27 protein-coding genes, 1 pseudogene and 1 riboswitch are annotated in these 26,051 nt (G+C 55.3%); of the genes and pseudogenes, 16 read left to right on the top strand and 12 right to left on the bottom strand.

From position 1 onward, the window contains the following. The first annotated feature begins 28 nt into the window (after positions 1-28). The gene (locus ACZ1G5_RS02755; protein ID WP_472731397.1) at positions 29-1,243 is read left to right on the top strand and encodes a threonine ammonia-lyase; all 1,215 of its coding nucleotides are present in this window, start codon (positions 29-31) and stop codon (positions 1,241-1,243) included. On the opposite strand, the gene ACZ1G5_RS02750 is transcribed toward ACZ1G5_RS02755, so the two are convergent. Together ACZ1G5_RS02750 and ACZ1G5_RS02745 are read right to left on the bottom strand one after the other, a co-directional pair. Further along, positions 1,240-2,052 (bottom strand): alpha/beta fold hydrolase, encoded by an 813-nt coding sequence (locus ACZ1G5_RS02750; protein WP_472734261.1) that lies wholly within the window; start codon positions 2,050-2,052, stop codon positions 1,240-1,242. The two genes, ACZ1G5_RS02755 and ACZ1G5_RS02750, sit on opposite strands and share 4 nt — an antisense overlap. A 136-nt stretch (positions 2,053-2,188) precedes the next feature. After that, positions 2,189-2,479, bottom strand: a complete 291-nt coding sequence (locus ACZ1G5_RS02745) for an SCP2 sterol-binding domain-containing protein (protein ID WP_472731396.1) — start codon at positions 2,477-2,479, stop codon at positions 2,189-2,191. A gap of 74 nt (positions 2,480-2,553) precedes the next feature. Between ACZ1G5_RS02745 and ACZ1G5_RS02740 the strand changes: the two genes are divergently transcribed. From ACZ1G5_RS02740 to ACZ1G5_RS02730, 3 genes are read left to right on the top strand one after another with little or no spacing between them, the layout of a single operon-like run. Beyond that, a complete protein-coding gene (locus tag ACZ1G5_RS02740; protein WP_472731395.1) occupies positions 2,554-3,114 on the top strand; it encodes a tetratricopeptide repeat protein in 561 nt (186 codons plus the stop codon). Between the two features lie 30 nt (positions 3,115-3,144). Continuing rightward, entirely contained in the window at positions 3,145-5,883 is a 2,739-nt protein-coding gene (locus ACZ1G5_RS02735; RefSeq protein ID WP_472731394.1) for a helicase-related protein, read from the top strand. After that, positions 5,880-6,251, top strand: coding sequence for an RNA-binding S4 domain-containing protein (locus ACZ1G5_RS02730; RefSeq protein ID WP_472731393.1), 372 nt, complete (start codon positions 5,880-5,882; stop codon positions 6,249-6,251). Before ACZ1G5_RS02735 ends, ACZ1G5_RS02730 begins: the two co-directional genes overlap by 4 nt. 61 nt (positions 6,252-6,312) lie before the next feature. Here the strand turns inward: ACZ1G5_RS02730 and ACZ1G5_RS02725 are convergent, their stop codons facing one another. From ACZ1G5_RS02725 to ACZ1G5_RS02715, 3 genes are all read right to left on the bottom strand, one after another. Continuing rightward, positions 6,313-7,092 (bottom strand): class I SAM-dependent methyltransferase, encoded by a 780-nt coding sequence (locus tag ACZ1G5_RS02725; RefSeq protein WP_472731392.1) that lies wholly within the window; start codon positions 7,090-7,092, stop codon positions 6,313-6,315. Positions 7,093-7,178: 86 nt separating this feature from the next. Further along, the gene (locus tag ACZ1G5_RS02720) at positions 7,179-7,652 is read right to left on the bottom strand and encodes a YdeI/OmpD-associated family protein (protein ID WP_472731391.1); all 474 of its coding nucleotides are present in this window, start codon (positions 7,650-7,652) and stop codon (positions 7,179-7,181) included. Between the two features lie 75 nt (positions 7,653-7,727). Then, on the bottom strand, positions 7,728-8,510 hold the full coding sequence (locus ACZ1G5_RS02715) for a DUF533 domain-containing protein (protein ID WP_472731390.1): 783 nt from the start codon (positions 8,508-8,510) through the stop codon (positions 7,728-7,730). Positions 8,511-8,738: 228 nt separating this feature from the next. On the opposite strand from ACZ1G5_RS02715, the gene fdxA reads away from it, so the two are divergent. Together fdxA and ACZ1G5_RS02705 are read left to right on the top strand one after the other, a co-directional pair. Then, a complete protein-coding gene (gene fdxA, locus ACZ1G5_RS02710) occupies positions 8,739-9,074 on the top strand; it encodes a ferredoxin FdxA (protein WP_472731389.1) in 336 nt (111 codons plus the stop codon). Between the two features lie 212 nt (positions 9,075-9,286). Continuing rightward, on the top strand, positions 9,287-9,793 hold the full coding sequence (locus ACZ1G5_RS02705) for a CarD family transcriptional regulator (RefSeq protein WP_247228905.1): 507 nt from the start codon (positions 9,287-9,289) through the stop codon (positions 9,791-9,793). Between the two features lie 90 nt (positions 9,794-9,883). On the opposite strand, the gene purD is transcribed toward ACZ1G5_RS02705, so the two are convergent. Then, entirely contained in the window at positions 9,884-11,146 is a 1,263-nt protein-coding gene (gene purD, locus ACZ1G5_RS02700; RefSeq protein ID WP_472731388.1) for a phosphoribosylamine--glycine ligase, read from the bottom strand. A gap of 160 nt (positions 11,147-11,306) precedes the next feature. On the opposite strand from purD, the gene ACZ1G5_RS02695 reads away from it, so the two are divergent. Further along, entirely contained in the window at positions 11,307-11,894 is a 588-nt protein-coding gene (locus tag ACZ1G5_RS02695) for a glycine-rich domain-containing protein (RefSeq protein WP_472731387.1), read from the top strand. 1 nt (position 11,895) lies between these two features. After that, positions 11,896-13,398 carry an exodeoxyribonuclease VII large subunit gene (gene xseA / locus ACZ1G5_RS02690; protein WP_472731386.1) on the top strand — a complete coding sequence of 501 codons (1,503 nt, stop codon included), beginning with the start codon at positions 11,896-11,898 and terminating at the stop codon, positions 13,396-13,398. On the opposite strand, the gene ACZ1G5_RS02685 is transcribed toward xseA, so the two are convergent. Both ACZ1G5_RS02685 and ACZ1G5_RS02680 read right to left on the bottom strand, forming a co-directional pair. Next, positions 13,395-13,781, bottom strand: a complete 387-nt coding sequence (locus ACZ1G5_RS02685; RefSeq protein ID WP_472731385.1) for a hypothetical protein — start codon at positions 13,779-13,781, stop codon at positions 13,395-13,397. The genes xseA and ACZ1G5_RS02685 overlap by 4 nt on opposite strands. Then, entirely contained in the window at positions 13,774-14,790 is a 1,017-nt protein-coding gene (locus tag ACZ1G5_RS02680) for an alkane 1-monooxygenase (RefSeq protein ID WP_472731384.1), read from the bottom strand. The genes ACZ1G5_RS02685 and ACZ1G5_RS02680 overlap by 8 nt, the downstream gene beginning before the upstream one ends. A 143-nt stretch (positions 14,791-14,933) precedes the next feature. Here ACZ1G5_RS02680 and ACZ1G5_RS02675 point away from each other — a divergent pair. The 5 genes and pseudogenes from ACZ1G5_RS02675 to ACZ1G5_RS02655 all read left to right on the top strand — a co-directional run bounded on the left by ACZ1G5_RS02675 (position 14,934) and on the right by ACZ1G5_RS02655 (position 20,379). Then, positions 14,934-16,618, top strand: a pseudogene (locus tag ACZ1G5_RS02675) (NAD(P)H-dependent oxidoreductase subunit E). A 68-nt stretch (positions 16,619-16,686) separates the two neighbouring features. After that, complete coding sequence (gene ftsY / locus ACZ1G5_RS02670) at positions 16,687-18,018, top strand: signal recognition particle-docking protein FtsY (RefSeq protein WP_472731383.1); 1,332 nt, start codon at positions 16,687-16,689, stop codon at positions 18,016-18,018. Continuing rightward, positions 18,015-18,842, top strand: coding sequence for a hypothetical protein (locus tag ACZ1G5_RS02665; protein WP_472731382.1), 828 nt, complete (start codon positions 18,015-18,017; stop codon positions 18,840-18,842). Before ftsY ends, ACZ1G5_RS02665 begins: the two co-directional genes overlap by 4 nt. Continuing rightward, entirely contained in the window at positions 18,821-19,750 is a 930-nt protein-coding gene (locus ACZ1G5_RS02660) for an EamA family transporter (RefSeq protein WP_472731381.1), read from the top strand. The genes ACZ1G5_RS02665 and ACZ1G5_RS02660 overlap by 22 nt, the downstream gene beginning before the upstream one ends. Positions 19,751-19,761: 11 nt before the next feature. Beyond that, positions 19,762-20,379: an inner membrane-spanning protein YciB gene (locus ACZ1G5_RS02655; protein WP_472731380.1), complete on the top strand. Its 618-nt coding sequence runs from the start codon at positions 19,762-19,764 to the stop codon at positions 20,377-20,379. A gap of 3 nt (positions 20,380-20,382) precedes the next feature. On the opposite strand, the gene ACZ1G5_RS02650 is transcribed toward ACZ1G5_RS02655, so the two are convergent. Both ACZ1G5_RS02650 and ACZ1G5_RS02645 read right to left on the bottom strand, forming a co-directional pair. Beyond that, positions 20,383-20,712 carry a PilZ domain-containing protein gene (locus tag ACZ1G5_RS02650; RefSeq protein ID WP_472731379.1) on the bottom strand — a complete coding sequence of 110 codons (330 nt, stop codon included), beginning with the start codon at positions 20,710-20,712 and terminating at the stop codon, positions 20,383-20,385. Positions 20,713-20,771: 59 nt separating this feature from the next. Then, on the bottom strand, positions 20,772-21,479 hold the full coding sequence (locus tag ACZ1G5_RS02645; RefSeq protein WP_472731378.1) for a glutathione S-transferase N-terminal domain-containing protein: 708 nt from the start codon (positions 21,477-21,479) through the stop codon (positions 20,772-20,774). Positions 21,480-21,568: 89 nt separating this feature from the next. Next, positions 21,569-21,646: riboswitch (SAM riboswitch) on the top strand. A gap of 62 nt (positions 21,647-21,708) precedes the next feature. Here ACZ1G5_RS02645 and metZ point away from each other — a divergent pair. The 3 genes from metZ (at position 21,709) to folE2 (ending at position 25,178) form a co-directional block, all read left to right on the top strand. Beyond that, positions 21,709-22,884 carry an O-succinylhomoserine sulfhydrylase gene (gene metZ / locus ACZ1G5_RS02640; protein WP_472731377.1) on the top strand — a complete coding sequence of 392 codons (1,176 nt, stop codon included), beginning with the start codon at positions 21,709-21,711 and terminating at the stop codon, positions 22,882-22,884. Between the two features lie 11 nt (positions 22,885-22,895). Beyond that, on the top strand, positions 22,896-23,876 hold the full coding sequence (locus ACZ1G5_RS02635) for an ATP-grasp fold amidoligase family protein (RefSeq protein ID WP_472734260.1): 981 nt from the start codon (positions 22,896-22,898) through the stop codon (positions 23,874-23,876). A 198-nt stretch (positions 23,877-24,074) separates the two neighbouring features. Continuing rightward, positions 24,075-25,178: a GTP cyclohydrolase FolE2 gene (gene folE2, locus ACZ1G5_RS02630; protein ID WP_472734259.1), complete on the top strand. Its 1,104-nt coding sequence runs from the start codon at positions 24,075-24,077 to the stop codon at positions 25,176-25,178. Between the two features lies 1 nt (position 25,179). On the opposite strand, the gene ACZ1G5_RS02625 is transcribed toward folE2, so the two are convergent. Together ACZ1G5_RS02625 and ACZ1G5_RS02620 are read right to left on the bottom strand one after the other, a co-directional pair. Then, positions 25,180-25,629 (bottom strand): SRPBCC domain-containing protein, encoded by a 450-nt coding sequence (locus ACZ1G5_RS02625; protein ID WP_472731376.1) that lies wholly within the window; start codon positions 25,627-25,629, stop codon positions 25,180-25,182. Beyond that, on the bottom strand, positions 25,622-25,942 hold the full coding sequence (locus ACZ1G5_RS02620) for an ArsR/SmtB family transcription factor (RefSeq protein WP_472731375.1): 321 nt from the start codon (positions 25,940-25,942) through the stop codon (positions 25,622-25,624). Before ACZ1G5_RS02620 ends, ACZ1G5_RS02625 begins: the two co-directional genes overlap by 8 nt. Positions 25,943-26,051 lie beyond the last annotated feature (109 nt).

Genomic DNA, 26,051 nt, shown 5'->3' with positions numbered 1-26,051 from the left:
CCGAAGATCAATGTAAAGGAGCGCGCCCGTGACCCTTGATCCGACGCTGATTGCAAAAACATATGAGGCGATTATGCCTGCGACGATGCGCACGCCAACGGTGCATGCCGCGCGCCTGTCGCTGCATCTGGGCATTGATCTTTACCTCAAGCTGGAAAATTTGCAGCACACGAACGCGTTCAAAGCGCGCGGTGCTTTGGCGAAGTTGCTGACGCTGACGGACGCAGAGCGGACGGCGGGTGTGATCGCATGCAGTGCGGGCAATCACGCGCAAGGGGTGGCGTATCATGCCAACCGCCTTGGCATTCCGGCGGTTATCGTGATGCCCGAAGGGACGCCATTCAACAAAATCAAACGGACCAAGGATTTCGGTGCAGAGGTCGTACTGCATGGTCGCGGCTTTGATGAAAGCGTGCAGTTCACACTGGATATGGCGGCGGACAAGGGGATGACCTTCGTGCACCCATTTGATGATCCGGTGGTTGCTGCGGGGCAGGGCACTGTCGCGCTGGAAATGCTGGAACAAGAGCCTGATCTGGATTGCATCGTCGTGCCCATCGGTGGCGGCGGCTTGATCGCGGGCATGGCTGTGGCGGCGAAATCGGTGAAACCGGACGTGCAGGTGATCGGCGCGCAGGCGGCCAATTTCGATGCGGTCAAAGCCGAATTTGACAATGTGTCAACAAACTTTGGCGGGTCCACTTTGGCCGAAGGGATCGCGGTCAAGGCACCTGCGGCGGCGAATTTGCAAGTCATCGCCAGCCACGTTGACCGCGTCGAAACCGCGACTGAGGCCGAGATTGAAGCGGCTGTTTTTGATTTGCTCTCGCATGAAAAGATTGTGGCAGAAGGTGCCGCCGGGGCGGGTCTGGCTGTGATCGAAAAACATGCAAAGGACTTTCAAGGCAAGAAAGTTGGGCTTGTTGTTTGCGGCGGTAATATCGACTCGCGCTTGTTGTCGACATTGATCTTGCGTGGGTTGGTCCGTGATGGTCGCATCACCCGCCTGACCTTTGAGATTGATGACACCCCCGGTCAGCTGTCGGACATTTCGCGTATTATTGGCGAGGCCGGGGCCAATGTGATCGAGGTGATCCACCAGCGCATGATGCAAAGTGTGTCGCTGAAACAGGCGGAACTCGAGATTGTGATCGAAGCGCGCGATCAGCAGCACGTGGAAGAAACCGTGCATGCCCTGCAAACTGCCGGGTTCAAAGTGCGCGCGGGCAGTGATCTGGCCTAAGCGGCCTGCGCCAGCCGAGCGTCAAAGAACGCGACCGTTTCATCGAAAATCATGTTGCGCATGGTGGGCGTGTCCATCAGCATCTCGTGCCGCCCGCCCTCAATGACCCGCAAAACGCCGTTCGGCCATTTGCCCATGCGGCTGCGAATACGCAAGTGATCAACGATCGCCTCTTCTGTACCAAGATAAGTCAGGCATGGCAGTTTAGGAGAGGGAAGGGTGCTGAGGTGATGCATTTCGCGCAACGACCTGTTGAGCCAACGCAGTGAGGGACCACCAAGGCCAAGGTCAGGATGCGCCCGCAGTTGTTCGCCAAACATCGCCCAATTCTCGGGGTCACCGGTCAGTGTGTTCTCTTCGAAACTTGCGCGCAGGGCATAGCCTTCTTCGACCTGACCAGGCGCGATGGACTGATCAAAACCCAGTGGCGTGCTAACTGCAGACAGCCCCCACGCAACGGGGCGCAGCGGTGCGGCCATTTGGACGCCCCACATCGGTGCCGAGAACACGGCGGCCTCTACATCCAGACCTTCGATCAAGGAGCGCAGCCCAATGCAGCCACCCATTGAATGACCCAAAAGGAAATATGGGCGCGGTAGGCCAATCTCTTCGGCGTAGGCAAGCGTGGCAGCCACATCCATCTGGTAATCTGGAAATTCGCCAATATGACCGACAGCACGATTGGGTGTCATCCGGTCGGCGATGCCTTGTCCGCGCCAGTCGATAGCAAGGCATGCATAGCCGCGATCCTGAAAACTTTGCGCCGCACGGCCATATTTTTCGACAAATTCCGTACGCCCCGGAAAAATCAGTATCGTGCCTTTGGCATTGTCGAGGTTCCAATGGCCTACGCGAATGCGCAGCCCATCAGATGTTGTCAGCCAATGTGCAGCCCCCCGGCGGGTCCGCCTGCGATATCGTCAAAAAGGGGAGCCGCGTCCATAATCAGGCCAGAACGCCGGACAGTTTCATGGCCTGACCCATATCGCCATCAACCGCCAGTTTGCCGGTCATAAAAGCGGTTGTCGGGTTCATTTCACCGTCAAGGATGGCTTTGAACACATCTGTGCTGGCGCTCAGGGTGACGTCTGCGTCATCGTCGCTGGCACGCGCGCCATCTGCGTCGATAATGATGCTGCCTTCGCCTTCGATGGCGAATTTGGCAGTGCCGTCGAAACCTGCCCCATCCATTTTGGCGTTGAGTTGGGCTACGGCTTCGTTGATGACATCACTCATTTTTTAGTCCTCTATTCGTTGATGTGACTGCACGCCCTCTGGTGTTGGCTGCACAGTGCGCTACATTGCATGTTATGGGTATGCTAAGACATCGCTTCAAATGTATCGTTACGGCACTTTTGCTGGCAGTAGGGTTTTCCCTACCTGTACAAGCACAGGAAACGACGATTGACGATCTTTATCAAGAGCTCGCTGAGGCGGATGAGCAGACATATGCGCGCATCGAACGGCGAATTATTGCACAATGGGAAAAGAGCGGGTCAGCGGCAATGGATTTGCTGTTGCGGCGGGGCAAGGATGCGCTGGATGATGGGGCACCCGATGTGGCGGCAGAGCATTTTACCGCATTGATCGACCATGATCCCGCATTCGCCGAAGGGTATTACGGGCGTGCGTCTTCTTACTATTTACTGGGTCTGACCGGACCTGCGTTGGATGATATTCGCCAAGCGCTGACCCTCAACCCACGCCATTTTGAGGCGATGCGCGGTTTGGCGATCATCATGGAAGAGTTGCAGCGCCCTAAAGATGCACTTGAGATTTATGAGATGGTTCTGACGATGAACCCCAATTCGGTTGAGGTTCTGACAGCGGTTGAGCGTTTGAAATTGCAGCTAGAGGGTCAGTCGCTCTAAGCGGCGGCGCTCCGAAAGTTCGGGGAAGATATGACAGGTTCCCGGATCACGGCCGTGCTTGGCCCGACCAATACCGGCAAGACACATTACGCGATCGAACGGATGTTATCCTATCGCACCGGTGTGATTGGGCTGCCGCTGCGCCTTTTGGCGCGCGAAGTATACGACCGCATTGTTGTGCTGCGCGGTCCCGGTGTCGTTGCTTTGGTCACAGGCGAAGAGCGGATTGTCCCGCCGCGCGCGGCTTATTGGGTGTGTACGGTTGAGGCCATGCCAGAAGGGATGGGATGCGATTTTCTGGCCGTCGATGAAATCCAGCTTTGCAATGATCCCGAGCGGGGACATGTTTTTACGGATCGTCTGATGCATGCACGTGGCTTGCACGAAACGCTGTTTCTGGGCGCGGAAACGATGCGCGATGCGATTGCTGCGATGGTGCCAGATGTAAATTTCATGCGCCGCGAGCGGATGTCGCAGCTGACCTACTCAGGTTCGAAAAAGATAAGCCGTATGCCAGCAAGGTCCGCAATTGTCGGGTTTTCGGTTGAAAATGTCTATGCGATTGCAGAGTTGTTGCGCCGCACCAAAGGCGGTGCTGCGGTGGTGATGGGGGCACTCTCGCCGCGCACGCGCAATGCGCAGGTCGAGATGTACCAGAACGGCGATGTGGATTATCTGGTCGCGACCGATGCGATTGGGATGGGCCTGAACCTTGATATCAATCACGTGGCCTTTTCGTCACTGACCAAGTTTGATGGGCGGCGGATGCGCCATTTGCAACCGGATGAATTGGCCCAGATTGCAGGGCGCGCCGGGCGGCATGTCGATAACGGCACCTTTGGTGTCACTGGTGAAGCACCACCATTGGATGAAGGCGTGGCGCAGGCGATTTGTGATCACCGCTTTCAGCCGGTCAAGAAACTGCAGTGGCGTAATAGCCGTCTGCAATTTGGATCTGTCAAACGCCTGATCGCGACGCTGGAAGAACGCACAGATGACTTTTGGCTGACACGCGTGCGCGAAAGCGATGACCTTGCCGCCCTCAAGGCGCTGGCGATGGATGACGAGGTCGCGGCGCGGGCGACCGACGGTCCATCAATAAAATTGCTTTGGGATGTCTGCCGCGTCCCTGATTTTCGTGGTATCAGTAGCGGTGAACATGCGGGCCTTCTGACCCATATATACAACGATCTGCACCAGCTTGGGCATGTGTCCGCCAATTGGTTCGGATTGCAGGTGCGGCGGATTGACCGCACTGACGGGGACATTGATACGCTATCCAAACGGCTCGCTTATATCCGCACATGGACCTATGTGGCACAACGGAAAGGGTGGCTGGTTGACGAATCTCGTTGGCGTGATGAGACGCGCGCTGTAGAAGACCGATTATCAGATGCGCTGCATGGTGCATTGACGCAAAGATTTGTGGACCGGCGGACCAGCATTTTGCTTCGCCGGCTCAAACAGAAGGAGAGCCTTTTGGCTGACGTAAATGAAAAAGGTGAAGTGACCGTCGAAGGTGAATTCGTCGGACGGCTAGAAGGCTTCCGCTTCCGGATGGACAAGGCGGGTAGCCCGGATGAGGCCAAGACGCTGCGCCAGGCTTCTGTGCAGGCGTTGGTGCCGCAATTTCACCTACTTGCAGATCGCTTCTACAACGCCCCAGATCCCGAGATTGATTTTACGGAACAGGGTGGATTGATGTGGGGCGATCAGGCCGTTGGCAAGTTGGTCAAAAGTGATGACCCCTTGAAACCCGCGGTTGAGGCTTTTGTTGACGAGGAAGCCGGTCCGGACGTCGCGGCCAAAGTCCAGCGCCGGTTGCAGCACTTTATCGATCGCAAGATCGCGGCCGGGTTCGAGCCGCTTTTGGCGCTTAAGAATGATGAGGCGCTCACCGGTTCTGCCAAAGGTTTTGCCTACCGCATGGCCGAAGGTTTCGGAATTATTCCGCGTGGCGAAGTCGCAGACGAAGTCAAGGCGCTCGATCAGGATGCGCGCGGCGCATTGCGTAAACACGGCATGCGTTTTGGCCAGTTTACGATCTTCATGCCTTTACTATTGAAGCCAGCGCCAACGCGCTTGCGTCTGGTTTTGTGGTCTTTGGCGAAAGATTTGGGTGAGTTTCCAGAAAGTCCACCACCCGGTTTGGTAACAGTACCGACGTCAAAGGGGATGACACCGGGCTACTATGCAATGGCCGGCTATCGTGCGGCAGGCGAACGGGCGATCCGCATCGATATGCTTGAGCGTCTTGCGGACATGCTCCGCGACAAGGACAGCCGTGGCGGGTTTGAGGCGAACCCTGACATGCTGTCGATTACGGGCATGACACTGGATCAGTTCGCTGATTTGATGGCAGGGCTCGGCTACAAGGCTGAAAAGGGCGAGCGTGAGAAGGTGAAAGCTGTGGCTGTTGAGGCTGTGGCTGAGATCGCCGAGGCGACGCCAACCGAGGTTCCCGCTGATGCGCCTGACGAAGTTGTGGTCCCGACCGATGAAGCCCCAGCGGAAGTGACGCTCGAAGCGCCAGATATTGGCCCTGAGATGGAGGTGTTTTATACCTTTACTTGGGGTGGTCGTGCTGGACGTCCTGCCCGCCCACAAGGCGATGCGCGTCCGCGTGGTAAGGGCAAGCCGAAGGGCAAAGGTAAATCGCAAGGTGGTGGCAACAAGCCGCAGACCTTCCAAGCCAAGCCCAAGCGCGAAAAGCAAATTGACCCCGACAATCCATTTGCAGCCGCCTTGGCGGGCTTCAAAAAGGATTGACCGACCCGCGCCCGACAATTCGATTGGATAAATGGCTGTGGCAGGCGCGGTTCTTCAAGTCGCGCAGTATTGCCGCTGGTGTCGTGACGGGTGGCAAAGTGCGTGTCGATAGTCAACCGGTCAGTAAACCCGCGCGTGCCGTTGGGCCGGGGGATGTGCTGACTTTTGTGCAGGCAAATGATACGCGTGTCGTGAAAATCGTTGCCTGTGGGGAACGGCGCGGCCCCGCACCCGAGGCGCAAACGCTCTATGAAGACTTAACGCCGGCATCCAAGGAGCGCCCCGCAGAGGCGCGGGGAAAGAACCCACGCTATGAAAAGGGTGGACGTCCGACCAAGAAAGATCGGCGCGATATGGGCATTGATTGAAAGTTGACGGACCGATCATCCGTCCCGATGATGGCGACTTGCGCGCAGCCCCCGGGTCACCCTAGCAGGGTAGTCGTGCCGTGGCATAGGTCAACTCCCATTCAAGTTGCACGCCGCCGTTCTCGCGATGGATAACCAGTGTGTCGTGCAAGGCGGCTTCGATGTCTGCGCGTGTTGCCTTGGTAAGCCGAAACAGATCACGGCAGAAATCAACGAGTTCATCCCAAGTCTCAAACGACCAGGGGAAAACCTCGTGTTTTTCTTCTATTTTGCAGAACCCGGCCTCTTCTAGCAGCGCGGTAAAATCCCCCTCGACCACAAACATACCGTTGTGGCCGATATCGGTGAACCGATCTACGGCGCCGTTTAACCAGTGCGCCGGACGCGTGCCAGTCAGCACATCGGCGACAGCAATCAATCCGCCTGGTTTCAACACGCGCGCGGCCTCTTGAAAGAAGCGCCCCTTAAATTGGACGTGGTGAAGGCCCGCGAGGTTACTGACTCGATCAATCGAGGCCGTCGGCAGCGGAAAATCGTCCATATCACAGACCAGCGGAACAAATGGTTTTGGAATGGTTGTAATGAAATGTTCGGCGGCGTCACTACAAATAATCGTCCCGTTTTCAAGAACTGATTTTGGGAACCCTTCGACAAGATACCCACCACCGGACCCAGTATCCAGCACTCTATGATCGGCTTGGAGGTCGAGACGCTGTATCAGCAGCTGTCGCTCAATCTCGCGCGCCTGTGGGCATCGTTTGTTGGCTGCGTTGAACGGAGCGATACGCTCGGGACCATAATCTTTGATGCGCGTATTGTAGCTGTCTGATTGTTTTTCCATATCTTGGATTATTGTTTCTTCAATATGTATTACCTGTGAAAAAGCATGATGGCTTTCCGCTTCACATGCCCGATCGGACAGTGCGATTAGCCGTCATAGAGTAAATCAAACAACTTGCCGATCTTAGTCTGTTTGGTTTGTGCTGCTTTGGCCTTTTCGATTTGGACGCACCAGCTGCGCCTCTTGCCAACGGGCATATCGTCCCACAGTTCCCGTGCATCGGGTGCATCCGCGAACGCCTCTTGCAGAACCGCCGGGATCTTTACGGCATCCTGATCAGCAATCTTGAAATGGATGACCACCGTATCGCCAAGTTTGGCGCCGATCGCTTTACGCAGGCGCTTGGACACCATCATATAGTGACCGCCATAGATTGGCACGAAGGCGCCTTCGTGGGCAAAACCGTTGATCTCCGCCTCGACCCGCAGTTTCGGGTATCTGTCGAATGGCGGGTCTTCTGTCAGCGTTGGATCCAGAACGATCGCAGGCGACATCAGGCGTCGCCCATTGAGTGTCTGGGTCAGTATCGTCTCAAAGATGTAGGGGAAGAAATCAATCATACGGATACAATGCTCCGTGCGTTGTATTGCGGGATGCGCGGTCCAGCCCTGACAGGACCGCGCAGGTTTTAAAGTTTAGGTATAGAGTCGTGGTGCGCCGAGGCTGTCGTGAATGGCGTTCGACGTTTCGGGCTTGATCCCCAAGGCGCTGCCAAGTTCGTGCAGATATTGTGCCTCTGCCTGATTGTCGGGGGTGATGGAGTTTACCGACATTGTATAGACTTGGGTTTCAAGTCCTTTGGGCGTGTCAGCGGCCAATTGCGCGGCATCAACAGGGGATGACAGGATATCTTGCAAGATTTCCATCGTGCCGGGGTCGCTATCACTCAGCGCGCCGGTCAGTTTTGCTTTCTCGCCCGCATCCAGATCGCCATCAGCCCGCGCCGCTTGGGTCATTGCCCGCAACATCAGCTTTGCAACCTCTTCTTCGTCCGGTTCATCGGCAGGGTTATCCTGATTGAGCATGGCCTCCAGGCCGCCGCCGGCTTCACCACCGCGCGCGCCAGCCAAACCACCCAAGAGTGCACCAAGGCCGCCAAGACCACCAGCAGCAGCTGCGCCGCCACCACCGCCCAATTGGCTGAGCATACCACCAAGGCCACCGGTCGCCCCACCGCCGCCTGTTAGTTGACCAAGCATCCCGCCCAGTCCGCCGGAGCTTTGTTGTGCTCCACCCCCGGTCAACTGGCCCAACATGTCGCCAAGACCGCCCATGCCGCCGGCCTGCTGCGGCGCTTGCCCGCCGCCCTTGAGCCCCTCAAGCACGTTTCCGATACCGCCGTTCTTTTGCATGGCATCCATGCCTTTTGCCATCGCAAACCCGATAGCCATCTTCGTGACTGTGTTCATTAGTGACATGTCGTTCCCCCCAAAAAATTTGTAACCCGGAATTGGATTTCAACTGTGAAGATGGGCCAAAGACCGTCATCAGTCCAGCCTTGTGCGTTGGTAGTGGCGCTGTCTTGCTCGAATGCGGCCCATGTTCTGCTTTACGAAGCTTCGCCGCGTCACTGCGTCTGTTGGACCTTGAATGCACCCGCAGTCTATTCTAGCTAGGCTGCGTTAGCTAAACGGAACCCACATCTCATGACATATATCGTCAACGACAATTGCATCGCCTGCAAATATACAGACTGCGTTGAAGTCTGCCCCGTGGATTGCTTCTATGAGGGTGAAAATATGCTCGTGATCCACCCTGATGAGTGCATTGACTGCGGTGTGTGCGAACCTGAATGCCCTGCTGATGCGATCCGCCCCGATACAGAGCCGGATATGGAAAAGTGGGTTGAATTTAATCGCAAGTATTCTGAGATGTGGCCGGTGATTATCACCAAGAAAGACCCGCTGCCGACGGCCGATGAAATGGACGGCAAAGAAGGCAAGATGGAGCTGTTTTCAGAAGCCGCAGGCGAGGGCGGCTGATTCTGAACTATTTTCATGTTAAGTCATTGGTTTCATTTCTTTTTGTATCGCCTCGATGCAGCGCTTTCGCGCGCGTCAAATTTGTGATATACTTTCCATAATGACGCACACGAACTGATTTGATTTTCTGACCGATATTCCCCGGCGGAGGCGCTTTGCCCCCGGCGGTTTTTTTGTCGCTCAGGTATTCTAACCGCCATGAAAGGAAGATCATGAGCAAGAAGAAGTATGATTTTAGCCCCAACGAGTTTGTCGTTTATCCTGCACATGGAGTGGGCAAGGTTGTTTCCATTGAAACACAAGAGGTTGCCGGGTTTGAGTTGGAAATGTTTGTTATTTCTTTCGAGAAAGACAAGATGACGCTGCGCGTTCCGACACATAAGGCAACAGATGTCGGCATGCGCGCTTTAGCTACCCCCGACGTCGTGAGCCATGCGATGAAGACACTGCGCGGCAAAGCGAAGGTTAAAAAAGCAATGTGGTCCCGCAGGGCACAAGAATACGAGCAAAAGATCAACTCTGGCGATTTGATCGCGATTGCAGAAGTTGTGCGCGATTTGCACCGTCAAGACGACCAGCGCGAGCAAAGCTATTCAGAGCGCCAGCTTTATGAGGCAGCACTAGAGCGGCTAACACGCGAGATTGCTGCCGTGGCTGGTAACGATGAGAATGCCGCTGCCGCCGAGATAGATTCCGTTTTGGTTGGTCGTGCTGCCTAAGTCGGTGATCGGCTAAGTGGAGCTAAGCCGCGCCCATTCGGGCGCGGTTTTTTGTTGTGGTGCAACAGCTTCTTCAACTGATGCAATGGGCTAAAGCGCGCGCCAGCCAATGTCTGAGCGATAAAAACCGTCTTGCCAATCAACGCCTTGCGCCATTGCATATGCCTTTTCATGTGCTTCGGCCAAGTTGGCCCCTCGTGCTGTGATATTCAGAACGCGCCCGCCAGAGGCGGTGATCTGGCCATTAATCTTTGTGGTGCCGGCATGAAATACCATGTGAAAGCTATCTTCAGGCTGGCTCTCAAGTCCGTTGATAATCGTGCCTTTGGCGTAGGCACCCGGATATCCTTTGGCTGCCATTACGATTGTCATGGCGTGATCATTGGCCCAATTTGCCCGGGTTTCTGCGAGGCGCCCCTCGGCACAGGCTTGCAACAGATCAAGGATCTGCCCGCCCAAGCGCATCATCAGACATTGACATTCGGGGTCTCCGAAACGGACATTATATTCGACCAGTCGCGGTTGCCCGTTCTGAATCATCAATCCGCAAAAAAGCACGCCCTGAAACGGGGTGCCACGTGCGCGCATTTCGTCCATTGTCGGCTGGATGATTTCATTCAATGCCTTTTGGGTCATCTCTTCGGTCATGACGGGCGCTGGCGAGTATGCCCCCATCCCACCGGTGTTGGGGCCGGTGTCACCATCATATGCGCGTTTATGATCTTGTGCCGTGCCAACGGGTAGAAGCGTTTCACCGTCACAAAGGACAAAGAAAGACGCCTCTTCCCCGTCCATGAATTCTTCTATTACGACTTCTGCGCCAGCGTCGCCAAAGCTACCGTCAAACATGTCGTCAATCGCTGCAAGCGCTTCAGCTTCTGTCGTGGCAACAATGACGCCTTTGCCGGCCGCCAAACCATCAGCTTTGACGACAATGGGCGCGCCTTGTTGCTGGACATAGGCCCGCGCCCCATCCGCATCGGTGAAATGCGCGTACCCCGCCGTTGGCGCATTTGCAGCGTCGCAAATTGCCTTGGTAAACGACTTTGAGGCCTCAAGCTGTGCTGCGGCCTGGCTTGGTCCGAAAACCAGAAAACCTGCGCTGCGCAATCTGTCCGCAACACCAGCAGCCAGCGGCGCTTCTGGCCCGATGATCACAAAATCAATGGCATTTTCTTCGGCAAAAGTTGCGACGGCTCCACCGTCCAGAATGTTGATATCGGTACAGTCTGCAATGGCCGCGATTCCTGCGTTACCGGGGGCGACAATCAAGCGATCACACTTTGGGTTCTGCTTGATGGCCCATGCAAGACTGTGTTCGCGTCCACCGCTGCCCAAGATCAGAATATTCATGGTGTATCCCTGCCAATGCCCCTTGTTTCGCCGGTTCTACGGCGCGTACCTCGCAACCACAAGTGTCACATCGCCGCCTTTTGTGACAGAGTGCTTGGCGTAAACCGACGTTCGTACTAGTATTTGGGCGGGGGCGGCAGTTGATGAGTAGGTGATACCTATGAAGGCCGCGAAAAAGGACAGACATCTCTGGCACCGTCTTGAGGGGTACAGTTTTCATGAGCGCCCGTTGACGCAATCTTTGATTGATCGCTTGCGCGATGAAACCGGCCACTCTGTTGATACCTGCTATATTCTTGTCGAGGAATATCGCCGCTATATGTATCTGGTCGGAAGTACTGGGGAAACTCTTGCGCCGTCGCCAATTGTTGACGTTGTTTGGCGTCTGCATGTGAAAGATGCCAAGGCCTATTTTGATGACTTTTGCCCACGGATTATTGGCCGTACAATCCACCACCCCGGAGAGTTCCCGCCTTTCGAAGATGACCCGGCTTATTTGCGCGCTTTGGACCATTACGCCGAAGAATTCGGCCGACCACAGGTGCAGTTCTGGCCTGATCCTGATTTTGCATCGGTGCGGATGTCCAGTATCTTGTTCTGGATCAGCGGGATCCTTGCTGTGATCTTGTCGCTGTTGTTCAATTCACTGATGTTTGCAGGTTTCGGGTTGGCGCTATTTGTGACAACCTGGTTCCTGAAATGGAAGTTTTCGTCGCTGCCGCTGCGCGCGACCGGGAGAGAGGCCTGACGTGAGCGATCTTTTTGAGGATGAACCCGCTGACAATACTCCAGAGTTCTCCGTGTCCGAAATCTCAGGGGCAGTCAAAAAGGCCATTGAAGGTGGATTTTCTCATGTGCGTGTTAAAGGCGAGGTTGGACGCGTGTCGCGTCCAGCATCGGGCCACATCTACATGGACCTCAAGGATGACCGCGCGGTTCTTGCCGGTGTGATCTGGAAGGGGCGGGCGCAAGCGCTTGCCCATCGTCCAGAAGAGGGCATGGAAGTTGTTGCGACCGGCAAACTGACCACTTTTCCGGGGCAATCAAAATATCAGATGATCATCGAAGACATCGCACCCGCAGGTGCTGGTGCGTTGATGGCAATGTTAGAAAAGCGCAAGGCTGCCTTGGCCGCCGAAGGGCTTTTTGCGTCCGAACGAAAGAAGGCGCTACCCTATCTGCCCGAGATCATTGGGGTTGTGACGTCGCCGTCGGGGGCGGTGATCCGCGATATCTTGCACCGTTTGCGTGATCGGTTCCCGCGCAAAGTTCTGGTCTGGCCGGTTGCTGTGCAAGGTGCCAAATGCGCGCCAGAGGTTGCGGCAGCGATTGATGGTTTCAATCAATTGACACCGGGCGGGGCCTTGCCGCGTCCCGATTTGTTGATTGTCGCCCGTGGGGGTGGATCGCTTGAGGACCTTTGGGGCTTTAACGAAGAAGTTGTTGCGCGTGCCGCAGCGGCGTCTGAAATCCCACTGATTTCTGCAGTTGGGCATGAAACGGACACAACACTTATCGACTTCGTTTCGGACATGCGCGCGCCAACGCCGACAGCAGCAGCAGAGCTGGCTGTCCCTGTGCGGATGGAATTGCTGGCATGGGCTGATCAACAAGGGGCGCGGCTGAGCCGGGCTTTGACAACCGGTTTGGGTCAACGACAGCAGCGTTTACGCGACTTGGGCCGTGCTTTGCCTCAAGTCGATGCGTTGGTGGAAGGACCAAGGCAGCGGCTTGACTATCTGGGGGAACGTCTGCCTTCGGCTCTTAAGAGCGCCGCCGCCAAAAAACGTTTGCAGATGAGTGAAGCGGCTTTGCGACCGGGCATTCTGTCGCGGCGTCTTGCTGAAGATCGACGGCGTCTGAATGGTTTGGCCGAGCGTCTTGAACCCGCTTTGAACCGACGCACCCGAGATGGTCGCATTGCATTGCAACAAGCCGGTCGCGGTTTGCGTGGCGACGTCTTGGAGATGCGTGTCGCGCGCCAGTCCGAACGATTTCAAACCCTGTTGCGCCGCCTCTCTGATCGTGGATCGCGCCAACAGGCAGAGCGCGTCTCCCGATTAGACGCTCTGGATCGACTACGCGAAACGCTCGGATATGTCGAAACACTGAAACGTGGCTATGCCGTGGTGCGGGGTGATGGCATCGTAGTGACAACCAAGACCGCTGCCGCGCAGGCCAAAACCCTTGAGGTGGAGTTTTCGGATGGGCGTTTGGAAGTTGGCAAGGACGCGCAGGGTTCGCTGTTCTAGGACGACAGATCGTTGCAGATCAGAGGATCGTCGCGGTCCAAGACCTCAAAGATTACCGTTGTGTTTGGCCGTGTCGTGAAAACACCGCGCAACCCGTTGGGTTCGTTGTAGATAGCCCAGCATTTTTGTTCCGGATCGTCGTCATAGAGAAAGCAGATATCACCCTCGCTTTCAAACCAGACCCCGTATTGGCAAGTGCCATCGAAGGTGGACCACATGACGCGGCGATTTGGCAAATAGCGCTCGATCCCGAATGACGGGTTGGTTGCCGTGCTGAAGGTTATGGTGCGTCCAGTGACATAGGCGTCAAATTCCTCTGCGGTCATTGCGTCCTGTGCCGCGGCAGGCATCGCGAGTAGCAGGCACATTATCAAACTACGCATGGTGCAACCTTTCGACCTTTGGGTCCATGATACGACGCCACAATGGAGGTATCAGTGCAATGCTTGCCATCAATGGCAAGGGGCGGGGCAGCATTGGCGCATCCTGGGGTATCGTTAGTTCTGGATAGTGGCGGCCCGGGTGGGCATGATGATCAGAATGGCGGGTCGCGTTCAGCATCATGGTTGATGAAAACCAATGCGGGCTGTTCCAGCTGTGCTGTGCCGCAACAGGCTCCGGCTTGCCGTCGGGGCCCAGTTTGCGCGTCAGCCCATAGTGCTGAACATAGTCAGACATCAACAGTTGCGTCTGCGCGTATGCACACAGCGCCAGATACACGAACGCCGCCTGCAAACCGCCCAGCATCGCAGCGACAAACAGGCAGAGCACCGCACCACCGACATAGATGATGTAGGGATTGCGCCATGCGGGCCGCGCAATCCGTTGGAGACGGGCGCGCTCGGCGAGGTATCCCAAACGAAACGAGCCGCCCCATGCGCGCAGCATGTAACGGTATAGGTTTTCACCTTTCCGAGAGGTATTTGGGTCAACCGCGGTTGCGACATGCTGGTGATGCACCAGGACGTGGGCCGACGTATGATGGCCAAAAAATAACGTGACATAGCTCCACATCCCAAGACGATGCAGGGTGCGGCTTTGGCGATGGATGAGTTCATGCGCATTTGCGTTGCTTATCTGACCAAACCAAAGACCGGCGGCAAAAAACAACCCGATCTTTTCGGTTGTTCCCAGGGTTTGGCCAGCAATGGCCCAGACGATCATTGGCAGCAGCAAGAAATGCGCGGCTGCGATAGCAACAGATAGCGTTTCGTCTGATGCCCAAGGTTCCGCAATCACATTTTTTGGAAAGATGCGGTCAAACAAGCTGGTCATGGCAGTCAGATAAACCACCGCAACCAAAACCCACGCGCCGCCCCAGATGGCGCCAAAAGCCAGCAAAGCCGCGGGGGCAAGCGTCGCAACGCCGAAGTGCAAAAGACCCGTTTTCATGTTTCGCATAGTTAGCATGGGTTTCCGCATGTTGCAGGGGAAATTGTGAAGCTGCGCGTATTGGTCCGCTCTGGTGTCGTTTTTGCGTGGTTTGTGCGTGGTTTGCCGCCTATGTTGACGACAAGTTGACAGGGAATGACGCGATGGCTTTGGACAACCGCAAAGGTGTTTGGAAATCCGGCAAAGGTAAGGGCCGGCATCGGCCCAAGGGACGGCAAATTGATGATACTGCCTGGAGTGAGGTCCAAGATCTGCTGGGTGATCGGCCACGCCGCCGGGATCTGCTGATCGAATTTCTGCATCTTATACAGGACGCGCATGGCTGTCTGTCGGCGGCTCACTTACGTGCCCTCGCAGAAGAGCTTCGTCTTAGTCAGGCGGAAGTTTATGAAGTCGCCACCTTCTACGCGCATTTTGATGTTGTGAAAGAGGGCGATCCCACGCCGCCACCTTTGACGATCCGGGTCTGCGACTCGCTGTCTTGCGAATTGGCGGGCGCGCAGCAACTCAAAGCGGCGCTGGAGGATAGTCTGGATGCATCAAAAGTGCGGGTGCTGCGTGCGCCGTGCATGGGCCGATGTGATACAGCACCAACGTTGGAATTGGGTCACAACCACATTGATCATGCAGCTGTAGAAAAGGTGCAGGCGGCAATTGCTGCCGACGACACCCATGCGCATCTTCCTGACTACGATGACTATGCGGTCTATTGTGCGGATGGAGGCTATAGTGTCCTGAAATCATTGCGCGACAATGGCGACTGGGAAGCCGTTCAAGACAAGGTTCTGGCCTCTGGCCTGCGTGGATTGGGCGGCGCCGGTTTTCCCTCAGGGAAAAAGTGGGGGTTTGTGCGTGGCAACGCAGGTCCGCGCTATCTGGCGGTGAACGGGGATGAAGGCGAACCGGGCACCTTTAAGGATCGATACTATCTGGAACGCACGCCGCATCTGTTTTTGGAAGGTATGCTGATCGCCGCATGGGCGGTGGAGGCCGACACCTGCTATATTTATATGCGCGACGAATATCCGGCGGTGCTGGAAATACTGGCACGTGAAATCAAGGCCTTGGAAAGTGCCGGACTTGTCAAAGAAGGCTATATTGATTTGCGCCGCGGTGCCGGTGCGTACATTTGTGGCGAAGAATCCGCAATGATTGAAAGCATTGAAGGCAAAGGGGCTTGCCACGGCATCGGCCACCATTTGTCGCGCAGGTTGGCATCTTTGGCCGACCGACACTGGTGCACAACGTCGAAACATTGCTTTGGGTGGCGCGCGTTTGCCGCGAGGGACCCGAAGTGCTCAACGCGACTGAAAAAAACGGACGCAAAGGCCTGAGGTCCTATTCGGTGTCCGGGCGTGTGGCGACACCTGGTGTCTATCTGCTGCCTGCCGGGTCCACGATTACTGATATCATCGCAGCCGCGGGCGGTATGGCGGAAGGCCATGTATTCAAGGCCTATCAGCCGGGCGGGCCATCATCTGGCCTTTTGCCTGCGACCATTAACGATGTGCCCCTCGACTTTGATACTTTGCAGCCGCTTGGTACGTTTATCGGTTCAGCCGCTGTTGTGATCCTGTCCGATCAGGACAAAGCACGCGACGCGGCCTTGAATATGCTGCGGTTTTTTGAAGATGAAAGTTGCGGGCAATGCACCCCTTGTCGTGTTGGGTGCGAAAAGGCGGTCAAGCTGATGCAGGCCGATCGCTGGGATCAACCGCTCTTAGAAGACCTATGCACGGCAATGAGCGATGCGTCGATCTGTGGGTTGGGGCAGGCCGCGCCGAACCCGATCAAATTGGTTATGGAACACTTCAAAGACGAAGTCTGATCGCCAGAAGCCTTTCCAATCCAGCTGATGATGATTAGTTGGGTTGAAAGGCTGGAATGGTTGCTGACATGTCGTTTTTTAAAAAACTCAAAGATCGGATGTTCAAATCCTCGTCCAAGATTGACGAAGGGCTTGATGCCATTGTCCAAGACGGTGGTGAGGAAGAAGAAATCGTCGCTGAAGAGGTTGCGCTGACCTCGGCGAGCGTCGACCCTATTCCAGAGCCAGAGCCAGAGCCAGAGCCAGAGCCAGAGCCAGAGCCAGAGCCAGAGCCAGAGCCAGAGCCAGAGCCAGAGCCAGAGCCAGAGCCAGAGCCAGAGCCAGAGCCAACGGTCTATGAACCTGAGAACGACGAAAAACAGAGCACTGTCGAACCGGTGCCAGATGTGGATGTCGTGGCCGAGGTCCCGGATGCCATCGGTGACGTGGCCGCGGAGGTCGAGGAGACACCGCTTCAATTTGATGTTGATCTCACCGCACCGTTAACAGAGGAGCCAACCCCGGAACCTGAAAAAAAGGGACTGCTTGGCCGTCTTTTTGGTGGGGCCGAGGCTAAGACAGTCGTCAGGCGAACCCTTGATGACGACATGTTGGAACAGCTCGAAGAGTTGCTGATCACCGCAGACATGGGGGTCGATACCGCCTTGCGTGTTACGGCAAATATGGCTGAGGGACGCCTGGGCAAAAAGCTCTCAGTGCAGGAAATCAAAGACCTGATGGCAAAAGAGGTCAGCAGGATCATGGATCCGGTTGCACGCCCCATGCCCCTGTACGCCAAAACACCGCAGGTGGTTCTGGTCGTTGGCGTCAATGGCTCTGGCAAGACGACCACGATAGGAAAGCTTGCCAGCCAGTTCCGTGCCGCGGGCAAGAAGGTCGTGATCGCCGCGGGCGACACGTTTCGAGCCGCCGCAGTGGAACAATTGCAGGTGTGGGGTGAGCGGGCAGGCGTGCCTGTGTTGACAGCACCCGAAGGCTCCGACCCGGCAAGTCTCGCGTTTGACGCTATGACCCAAGCGCAGGCCGATGGTGCGGACCTGTTGATGATTGACACGGCTGGGCGTCTACAAAATCGCGCCGACCTGATGGAAGAGTTGGCCAAGATCGTACGTGTGATACGCAAGAAAGACCCCGACGCACCGCACAACACATTGTTGGTGTTAGATGCCACGACGGGGCAAAATGCGGTTCAACAAGTTAAGGTATTTCAAGAGCTTGCTGATGTTTCAGGGCTTGTGATGACAAAGCTGGATGGTACGGCAAAAGGCGGGGTGCTGGTTGCATTGGCGGATAAATTCGGCCTGCCTATCCATGCGATTGGGGTAGGGGAACAGATTGATGATCTTGCGCCCTTTGATCCCGATGATTTCGCCGCAGCACTTGTCGGGCTTGATAGATGAGGGGCCTGATCGCTGCATTTTGCATCGGACTATGGCCCGCACCGGCGGTGAGCGATACGGCAGACGCTGCCTGTGCGACGGCATGGGAAGACATTGTCGTTTTTGCAGGCTCTTTGGGCGAGGGCATCTCTCAGGCAGAAGTTTCATCACAAGATGGCAATTGGTGTGCCCTGACTGCGACGGCGGATTGGCCCTTTGCTGCTGGCGGAATTGATGCGGAGTTTCGAATAAACCGGTTTGTCGACATACCGCCGAATGCACGATCCATTGAAGTCCTTTTGGCAGATGTCGCTACCATTTACGGCACATTCGATGTTTCCTTGGTGATCACGCATCAGCCAGAAAGTGGCGCAGTGCGGCTGCGCAACTTTACCGCACGAGCAAACGATGGTCGCGGCATTCGCGGGAACGTCACCGCCACCACAGGCACAATCGATCGCGGTACGGATGTGTTGGCGGTGTTGCCGGCGCTGAGGATATCAAGGGTGGACATGGATTTTTTCGTGACGCCAGATTTACTGAATGAAGCACGTTTCGACCTGTCAGATCTTTCTCGCATCGCTGTGAACGAAGCCCTGACAAACGTGGGTGAAAACCAGATCAGCACACGCACCCGCAATGAATTCTTACGGTTCGCAGGGGCGACGCCAAACGCACGGGGAACGCTGTCCCTATCCGTGAATTCTGCAGGCGAGGGGATCAACGTGTGGCAGCTTGCCGGGGCGATTGTCGGGCAGGCAGATGATACCGACCTCTTTGCTGCTGTAAGTGATGCCGCCGGTGACAGCACAGTGGACCTAACATGGAAACCGGGGCGCATGTGAACGACCTCGGCATCTGGCTGGTTGTGATATCTGGCACCGCCGAAGGCGCGCGATTGGCGACAATTCTTGCTTTGGTATCCGCATTTGCGCATGCGGTTTTTGGAGCCATGCAAAAAGGACGTTATGATCCTTGGCTCACACGAGGTGCGATTGATGCGTGGCTTTGCATTCTTTCAGCACCGGTCGCGTTGTTCGTTGTGCCGAGGCCCACCGCGACGACGGCGCTTATCCTTGTGGGTGCCATCGTGGTGCATTTTGCTTACAAGGTGACAATGGCGCTTGCCTATGAGCGTGCAGCTTACACCGTGATTTATCCGGTTGTGCGCGGTACCGGGCCGTTGGTGACTGTCATCGCCGCCTCATTGTTTTTCTCGGAACATTTCACCGCCACCCAATGGTTTGGTGTCGCTTGCCTGTCGGGCGGGATCTTGCTGCTTGCGGCGCGTAACATCGCGGAAGAGGTGATTGATCCGCGCGCGCTCAACCTTGGCCTGCTTTGGGCGCTCGTCGGCGGTGTCTTGGTTGCGATTTACACGACCTACGACGCATATGGCATCCGCCAATCCCCGGACCCGTTTACATTTCTGGCATGGTTCTTTTTTGTGACCGCGATTGATTTTCCTCTTCTGGCGACATGGCATTATCGCAGATTGCAGGACCCACCCGTATTGGGTCCATTGGTTTGGCGCGGCTTTGTCGGGGCATTGATCGCCTGGATAAGTTTTGGCGGCGTTTTGGTCGCGACACGACTAGATAAGGTCGGTGAAGCCGCCGTTTTGCGTGAAACCTCAGTTGTATTTGCGGCGTTGATCGGTTGGTTTATTTTGGGCGAAAAGGTCGGCCCACGTCGGCTGTTTTTGATGACGCTGGTTGCACTTGGTGCCGTCATCGTGGAAATGAGTGGATAAGGGAGAGGTTCATGGCTGAAAAGACGATCAATCCAGTGTTGAAGCAAGTGTTGGAATTGGGGCCGACGCTTGCGTTTTTCCTGATTTATCTTCGGATCCGTGATGAAACATACACTATCGCTGGGACCGACTATACCGGCTTCATTGTTGCCGCGCTCATATTCATTCCGATTTTGTTGGCTGCGATGGGTGTTCTTTGGGTTCTGACCGGTAAGCTAAGTCGTATGCAAGTCTTTACGGCGTTCATGGTGATCTTCTTTGGTGCTCTGACGGCCTATTTCAATGATGAGCGGTTCTTCAAGATGAAGACGACGATCGTTTACGGCGTCATGGCTGGGCTTCTTGGTATCGGTTTGCTTCGTGGGCAAAGTTATCTGCAATATGTGATGGAAGAATTCCTGCCGATGGAAAAAGAGGGTTGGATGATCTTTACCCGCCGCCTTTGCTATATGTTTGCAGCTTTGGGTGTTGCGAATGAAATCATCTGGCGGACACAGTCAACCGACCTTTGGGTCAAGCTGGAAACGTTTGCTTTTCCTGTCGTCTTAATGGTGTTCTTGTGGGTGCAGATTTATCAGTTGCAGCGGTACTTTATTGAGCCTGCGGAAACATCGGAAGACGAGGGTTAGCGCTCACCGCATTTCTGCAAATGCAAACCCTACCGCGCTATGGGTTGCGCCAGATCTTGCATCGCGACGATACCTAAGTGTGTCGACTTGGCAGTTGGTAATTTGCGGTCGAAAGCTGATCCCGATCCGGTCGCCCGATACCCAGCAAACCACTGCGTCAACTTTGTTGCTGAGTATATCGAACTGGAGCTTGTGTCCACGTTCCAGATTGGAGGGCCCAGAGATGCGTGCACCAGCATTATTGACATCAATCACCTTGCATTTTTGCATGCCGACTGGCGTGCGCAAATTGATAGGAAATTCAGTGAGGTAACGATGTGGGCGATACTGCATGACGAGGCCAACTCTGATTTGAACTAACCCTGTTTTATGCGTTGAGCACTAACAATTCGTTACGACGGTTTCTTGAAGAGTATGCTTTGCGCGCTGGTATCTTTACGAAAGTCACCGCGTTTTTCGGCAGCCAATGCGCGCCCTCTTTGTACGCCGGGCCTGTTGCCCATGGTCGCAAGCCATCGCGCCATATGGGGTTTGTCGTCCAGCGTCTGTTGTTGGCCTTCCCAAAGGGAAGCCCACCCCCAAATCGAAATATCTGCGATGGAGAAGAAGTCACCGGCAACGAACTCATGATCGGCCAATTGTCGATCCAGAACGCCGTACAGTCTGCCTGTTTCATCGCGATATCGATCTTTTGCGTAGGGCAGATCATTGGGTGGGTTCATTGCCGGCGCATATTTGAGAAAGTGATGCGCTTGACCGGCCATTGGCCCTAAGCCGCCCATCTGCCACATCAACCACTGATCTACATTGACCCGATCGCGTTCGGTCGTGCCATAAAACTTGCCGGTCTTGCGCGCGAGATACTGTAGGATTGCCCCGGATTCAAAGATAGAAATTGCTGCTCCATCGGGCCCATCATGATCAACAATTGCGGGCATTCGGTTGTTGGGGGCGATTCTCAAAAAGTCTGGTTTGAATTGGTCTCCCGCACCGATATCGACAAGGTGCAGTGTGTAGGCCAGTTCCATCTCTTCCAAAGCGATGGAGACTTTCCAGCCGTTTGGCGTTGGCCAGAAGTACAGGTCTATTGGTTTTGTCATACTGTGTCCTTTGTCGCCGCAGGTTTAACATCGCACCTTACCACCAAAGAACAAGGGGCACTGCTTGACGATAGCGTAGTCGCGGCGTATGCCATGCGCGTGGCGATTTGTTACCGGATTGCGGGCCACGTTAAATATGCTGCTAAAGAGGATTGTGGGTTTTGATGCCTCGATACCTTTTCCCGGTGTCGAGGCTTTTTATTGCGCGATCGATGCGCGAGGACAAACAATGAAGACGTGGAAGAAACGCACGAAGGCGGTGCACACCGGCATCAGACGCAGCCAATATAATGAGGTCAGCGAAGCCATCTATCTGACGCAGGGGTTTGTCTACGACACTGCCGAAGATGCCGAGGCGCGCTTTATCGCATCGGGCGATGACGAGTTCATTTATGCGCGCTATGGCAATCCAACGGTCGCAATGTTCGAAGACAGGATAGCGGCGCTTGAAGGCGCCGAATGTGGCTTTGCAACGGCCTCGGGCATGGCTGCGGTCAATGGGGCACTGACGTCTATGTTGCGTGCGGGCGATCATGTCGTCTCAGCGCGGGCGCTGTTCGGCTCATGCCTCTACATTCTGGAAGAGATACTCTCGCACTATGGGGTTGAGGTCACGTTTGTTGATGGCACTGATCTTGATGCCTGGAACGCGGCAATCCGGGCCGACACAAAGGCCGTTTTTTTCGAAAGCATTTCAAACCCTACGTTGGAAGTAATTGATATCACCGCGGTGTCCAAGTTGGCCCATGCCGTAGGCGCGACGGTGATTGTCGATAACGTCTTTGCGACCCCGGTCTTCTCGGATGCTATCGCACAGGGCGCTGACGTCGTGGTCTACTCTGCCACCAAACACATAGACGGGCAGGGCCGCGCGCTTGGTGGCGTGATATTGGGAACAAAGGATTTCATTCGCGGTACTGTTGAGCCGTTTATGAAGCATACTGGCGGGTCCATGTCCCCATTTACGGCATGGTTAATGCTGAAGGGCCTAGAGACAATCGATCTGCGCGTGCGTGCGCAAGCGACGACCGCGCTATATCTCGCAGAAAACCTTGTAGCGGACGGCCTGCTGACGGATGTGATATATCCAGGGTTGGAAAAACATCCGCAGAATGCGCTGACCAAAGCACAAATGGGTGCCGGTGGCACCGTATTGTCGATTGATGCGGGCACGAAGGATCGTGCATTCAAGCTTTTGAATGGTCTGAATGTTTGGACGATATCAAATAATCTTGGTGACGCGAAATCCATCGCGACTCATCCAGCGACGACAACGCATCAACGGTTATCTGACGAGATGAAAGCGACGCTGGGGATCACACCGGGACTGATCAGATTGAGTGTGGGTCTTGAGGACCCAGAGGATCTACTCGATGATCTACGTGGTGCAATTGAGGTGATCTGACTTTGCGTTCCATGTTGCGGCTAATCGACGGTGCTGTTCTTTGGCTGGTGCGGGGCTGGATCATACGTCGTGCGCGTCCGCAGTGGCGAGAACTGCGCAAACGGATGCGCAAATGCAACGTCCACGACCTTGATGTGGCGGTCCCCCGGTTTGGTGATGAAAAGTTTCTCTGGCGCAAGATTTTCGACCACAACCCTCTTTTTGTGACGCTGACCGACAAGATTGCCTGCAAAGAATGGATTGCCGAGCGCGGATTTGATGTGAAGATGCCCGCAACCCTTTGGGTTGGCACGGATGCGAACGAAATCCCCGAAGAGCTTTGGCACAAACCAATCTACATCAAGGCGTCGCATGGGTATCAGATGAATATCCCAGTTCTGTCGCCCCCCGCAGATCGTTCATCCATTGTTGAACAGGCGAATGCGTTCCTCAAAAGAGAACACGGACGAGAAGCCTACCAATGGGCCTATCGCAAAATCAAACCACGGCTCTTGGTAGAGGAGGCACTGTTTCCAGATCAGCCGCTCATCGAAATAAAGTACTATACCTTCGGTTCGATTGTTGAGCAGTTTAACATCAGACGACATGGCAATCCCGGCTCGGCTGCGCGTTTTCTGCGTCAGCTGGAGGGCGGATACGAGCGCGACACCAAACCTGCTCTGACAAGTCCGAACATTGACACACGGCCTTTGCCAATTGCCGCTGAAATCGGACTGAAAATCGCTGGTGAGATCGGATCGGAATTCGATTTCCTGCGGATTGATATCATGACAGATGGCAAGATCGTCTATCTGGGCGAGATCACGGTCTACAACCAAGCTGGACGCTTTCATCTGAACGGTCATATCCTTGATGCCGCCGTCAACCGGAGTTGGGATTTACGCAAGAGTTGGTTTATGAATGCGCCGCAACGTGGGGTTTGGCGGCTATATGTCGCTGCTTTGCGCCGTGTACTTGAGCAGCAAGAAGCCGCCAATGCCCTACAAAAGTAGGCGGCTTTCTTTGCACCGACCTGACGAGGTGACGGATGCGCTAAAAAGTGCTTAATTTAGATGAGTTTAGCCCTATGGAAAACGCCTCAGATGACTGATCCGCGCGCGGAATTACGACGTATCTATAAAGAAATCATTGGAAATTCCGATGAGGGGCCCCATCTTGGGGTGTCTAAGGCACCGATGGGGGGCACAGATATGAATATCCACTCACCCGATATGGATCGCGAACCGACAAGGGCAGAAGCAGAGGCGGCACTTGCGCTGCTGCGCCGCTGGGTCGTTGACGTGACCGCCGAAGAAGTCGCGACACTTGATCCGCTTGTCTCTCGGTTGATCCCTGGGCAGGAGGTGTCGAATTATCCAGCACTCGCGCGCGCTTACCCCGACGCGTTTGAGGTTGATGAGGCCTACAAAGCGTCCATGCCTGATTTGCAGAACGGCCCGTCCAGTCTGATCCGGGGTGCGCAGCAGCAAATCCAGCACGTTGGCATTTCTAATTTTCGCTTGCCAATCCGCTTTCACACCCGCGACAACGGTGACCTCACGCTAGAGACATCTGTGACAGGGACGGTGTCGCTTGAAGCCGAGAAGAAGGGCATCAACATGTCCCGGATCATGCGCACATTCTACAAGCATGCCGAAGAGACATTTAGCTTTGAGGTGATTGAGCGCGCTTTAGACGCTTATAAGACTGATCTTGAGAGTTTTGACGCACGCATCCAGATGCGGTTCAGCTTTCCGATGAAAGTTGAAAGCCTGAGGTCGGGCCTGTCGGGGTATCAGTATTATGATATCGCGCTTGAACTGGTTGAAAGTGCAGGCATCCGCAAAAAAATAGTGCACCTAGACTATGTCTATTCGTCGACCTGCCCATGTTCTTTGGAACTCTCCGAACATGCCCGCCAATTCCGTGGGCAGCTCGCAACACCGCATTCCCAACGATCCGTCGCGCGTATTTCGGTGCTTTTGGAAGAGGGTAGCGACGTTTTGTGGTTCGAAGACTTGATTGATCGCGCGCGTGCCGCTGTTCCGACCGAGACTCAAGTGATGGTCAAGCGCGAGGACGAGCAGGCGTTTGCTGAACTGAACGCGGCCAACCCGATCTTTGTCGAGGATGCCGCACGTCTGTTTACCGAGCAATTGCAGCTTGATCAGCGCGTGTCAGACTTCCGGGTGATTGCCAGCCATCAGGAAAGTCTTCACAGCCACGATGCGGTGTCGGTGTTGACCGAAGGCGAGACTTTCGCGGCAGAGAGCCTTGATCCGCGTTTGTTCGCATCGCTTTTCCACGTCGGATAACTCAGGCCGTAACGGGTGACTTGGCTGCGGCTTTGTAGCAGCCGAGCACCATATCCCATCCCTTCAGATAGCTTGTGCTGACGGCGTCTGCTGTATCGCCCAAGATGTCAAAGCCACCATGCGTCAGGTCGCACTGTGTGCCTGCATTGGTTTGTGTGAATGTCACCGTGACGACTGTCGCCTCCTCTTCCGTGCGGCCGGGAAACCATGTGAAAGCCAGGTATTGCCCGGGTTCGTAAGCGATCAACTTGCCCCAAACAGAAGTCTTGCCATCGTCGCTCTTTTCAATGATCTCGCCGTCTTTGTGATCGGGAAAGGTCACCTTTGCCTTGGCACCGGTGACCGAGAAATCGGCCTTTGGCCACCATGTGTCCATATCGGAGGTAAAGAGCTCAAACGCCTCTGCCGCAGATAGGGGCACGGTCAATGTCTTGTTGATAGGGTCATGCATCTTTGTTTTCCTTTGCTTTTTCTTCGGCCGCGCGGGCAAAGGCGGCAAGCGCGTCATCCCACAGCGTATCAAGGTAGCGACGCAGCTGATCCACGCCGTCAGGGGCGATGGCATAGAGCCTGCGGTTCCCCGAAGGTGTTACCGTCAAAAGGCCCGCATCTGACAGGACACGCAGGTGCTGGCTCACTGCGGGGCGACTGATGGCCATACCGGCGGCAATTGCCCCGACAGGCAATGCGCCGGCGCGCAACCTGTCGAGAATGACCCGGCGTGTCGGATCAGCGAGAGCGGTGATTGCATCTTGGTAGGCCATGACTTACCGTAAGTCACCGCTTACGATTCGTCAAAGGTTTCCCCAAGGACCCTTGAAGCCCCTGACCCCGAACACTAAGACTCTGTCAGGATATTTGAAGTAGGACGAA

This window comes from Yoonia sp. JB2-21 (genome assembly GCF_055693545.1).
This window is presented reverse-complemented; position numbering and strand designations above follow the sequence as displayed.

What these genes read in the sequence shown, in the direction of transcription:
- ACZ1G5_RS02645 (WP_472731378.1), bottom strand. Translation starts at nt 21,479, where the DNA reads ATGACAAAACCAATAGACCTGTACTTCTGGCCAACGCCAAACGGCTGG.
- fdxA (WP_472731389.1), top strand. Translation starts at nt 8,739, where the DNA reads ATGACATATATCGTCAACGACAATTGCATCGCCTGCAAATATACAGAC.
- folE2 (WP_472734259.1), top strand. Translation starts at nt 24,075, where the DNA reads ATGAATATCCACTCACCCGATATGGATCGCGAACCGACAAGGGCAGAA.
- ACZ1G5_RS02740 (WP_472731395.1), top strand. Translation starts at nt 2,554, where the DNA reads ATGGGTATGCTAAGACATCGCTTCAAATGTATCGTTACGGCACTTTTG.
- ACZ1G5_RS02665 (WP_472731382.1), top strand. Translation starts at nt 18,015, where the DNA reads ATGAGGGGCCTGATCGCTGCATTTTGCATCGGACTATGGCCCGCACCG.
- ACZ1G5_RS02695 (WP_472731387.1), top strand. Translation starts at nt 11,307, where the DNA reads ATGAAGGCCGCGAAAAAGGACAGACATCTCTGGCACCGTCTTGAGGGG.
- metZ (WP_472731377.1), top strand. Translation starts at nt 21,709, where the DNA reads ATGAAGACGTGGAAGAAACGCACGAAGGCGGTGCACACCGGCATCAGA.
- ACZ1G5_RS02655 (WP_472731380.1), top strand. Translation starts at nt 19,762, where the DNA reads ATGGCTGAAAAGACGATCAATCCAGTGTTGAAGCAAGTGTTGGAATTG.
- ACZ1G5_RS02715 (WP_472731390.1), bottom strand. Translation starts at nt 8,510, where the DNA reads ATGTCACTAATGAACACAGTCACGAAGATGGCTATCGGGTTTGCGATG.
- ACZ1G5_RS02720 (WP_472731391.1), bottom strand. Translation starts at nt 7,652, where the DNA reads ATGATTGATTTCTTCCCCTACATCTTTGAGACGATACTGACCCAGACA.
- ACZ1G5_RS02625 (WP_472731376.1), bottom strand. Translation starts at nt 25,629, where the DNA reads ATGCATGACCCTATCAACAAGACATTGACCGTGCCCCTATCTGCGGCA.
- purD (WP_472731388.1), bottom strand. Translation starts at nt 11,146, where the DNA reads ATGAATATTCTGATCTTGGGCAGCGGTGGACGCGAACACAGTCTTGCA.
- ACZ1G5_RS02635 (WP_472734260.1), top strand. Translation starts at nt 22,896, where the DNA reads ATGTTGCGGCTAATCGACGGTGCTGTTCTTTGGCTGGTGCGGGGCTGG.
- ACZ1G5_RS02660 (WP_472731381.1), top strand. Translation starts at nt 18,821, where the DNA reads ATGGAAACCGGGGCGCATGTGAACGACCTCGGCATCTGGCTGGTTGTG.
- ftsY (WP_472731383.1), top strand. Translation starts at nt 16,687, where the DNA reads ATGTCGTTTTTTAAAAAACTCAAAGATCGGATGTTCAAATCCTCGTCC.
- ACZ1G5_RS02725 (WP_472731392.1), bottom strand. Translation starts at nt 7,092, where the DNA reads ATGGAAAAACAATCAGACAGCTACAATACGCGCATCAAAGATTATGGT.
- ACZ1G5_RS02620 (WP_472731375.1), bottom strand. Translation starts at nt 25,942, where the DNA reads ATGGCCTACCAAGATGCAATCACCGCTCTCGCTGATCCGACACGCCGG.
- ACZ1G5_RS02705 (WP_247228905.1), top strand. Translation starts at nt 9,287, where the DNA reads ATGAGCAAGAAGAAGTATGATTTTAGCCCCAACGAGTTTGTCGTTTAT.
- ACZ1G5_RS02745 (WP_472731396.1), bottom strand. Translation starts at nt 2,479, where the DNA reads ATGAGTGATGTCATCAACGAAGCCGTAGCCCAACTCAACGCCAAAATG.
- ACZ1G5_RS02685 (WP_472731385.1), bottom strand. Translation starts at nt 13,781, where the DNA reads ATGCGTAGTTTGATAATGTGCCTGCTACTCGCGATGCCTGCCGCGGCA.
- ACZ1G5_RS02650 (WP_472731379.1), bottom strand. Translation starts at nt 20,712, where the DNA reads ATGCAGTATCGCCCACATCGTTACCTCACTGAATTTCCTATCAATTTG.
- ACZ1G5_RS02735 (WP_472731394.1), top strand. Translation starts at nt 3,145, where the DNA reads ATGACAGGTTCCCGGATCACGGCCGTGCTTGGCCCGACCAATACCGGC.
- ACZ1G5_RS02680 (WP_472731384.1), bottom strand. Translation starts at nt 14,790, where the DNA reads ATGAAAACGGGTCTTTTGCACTTCGGCGTTGCGACGCTTGCCCCCGCG.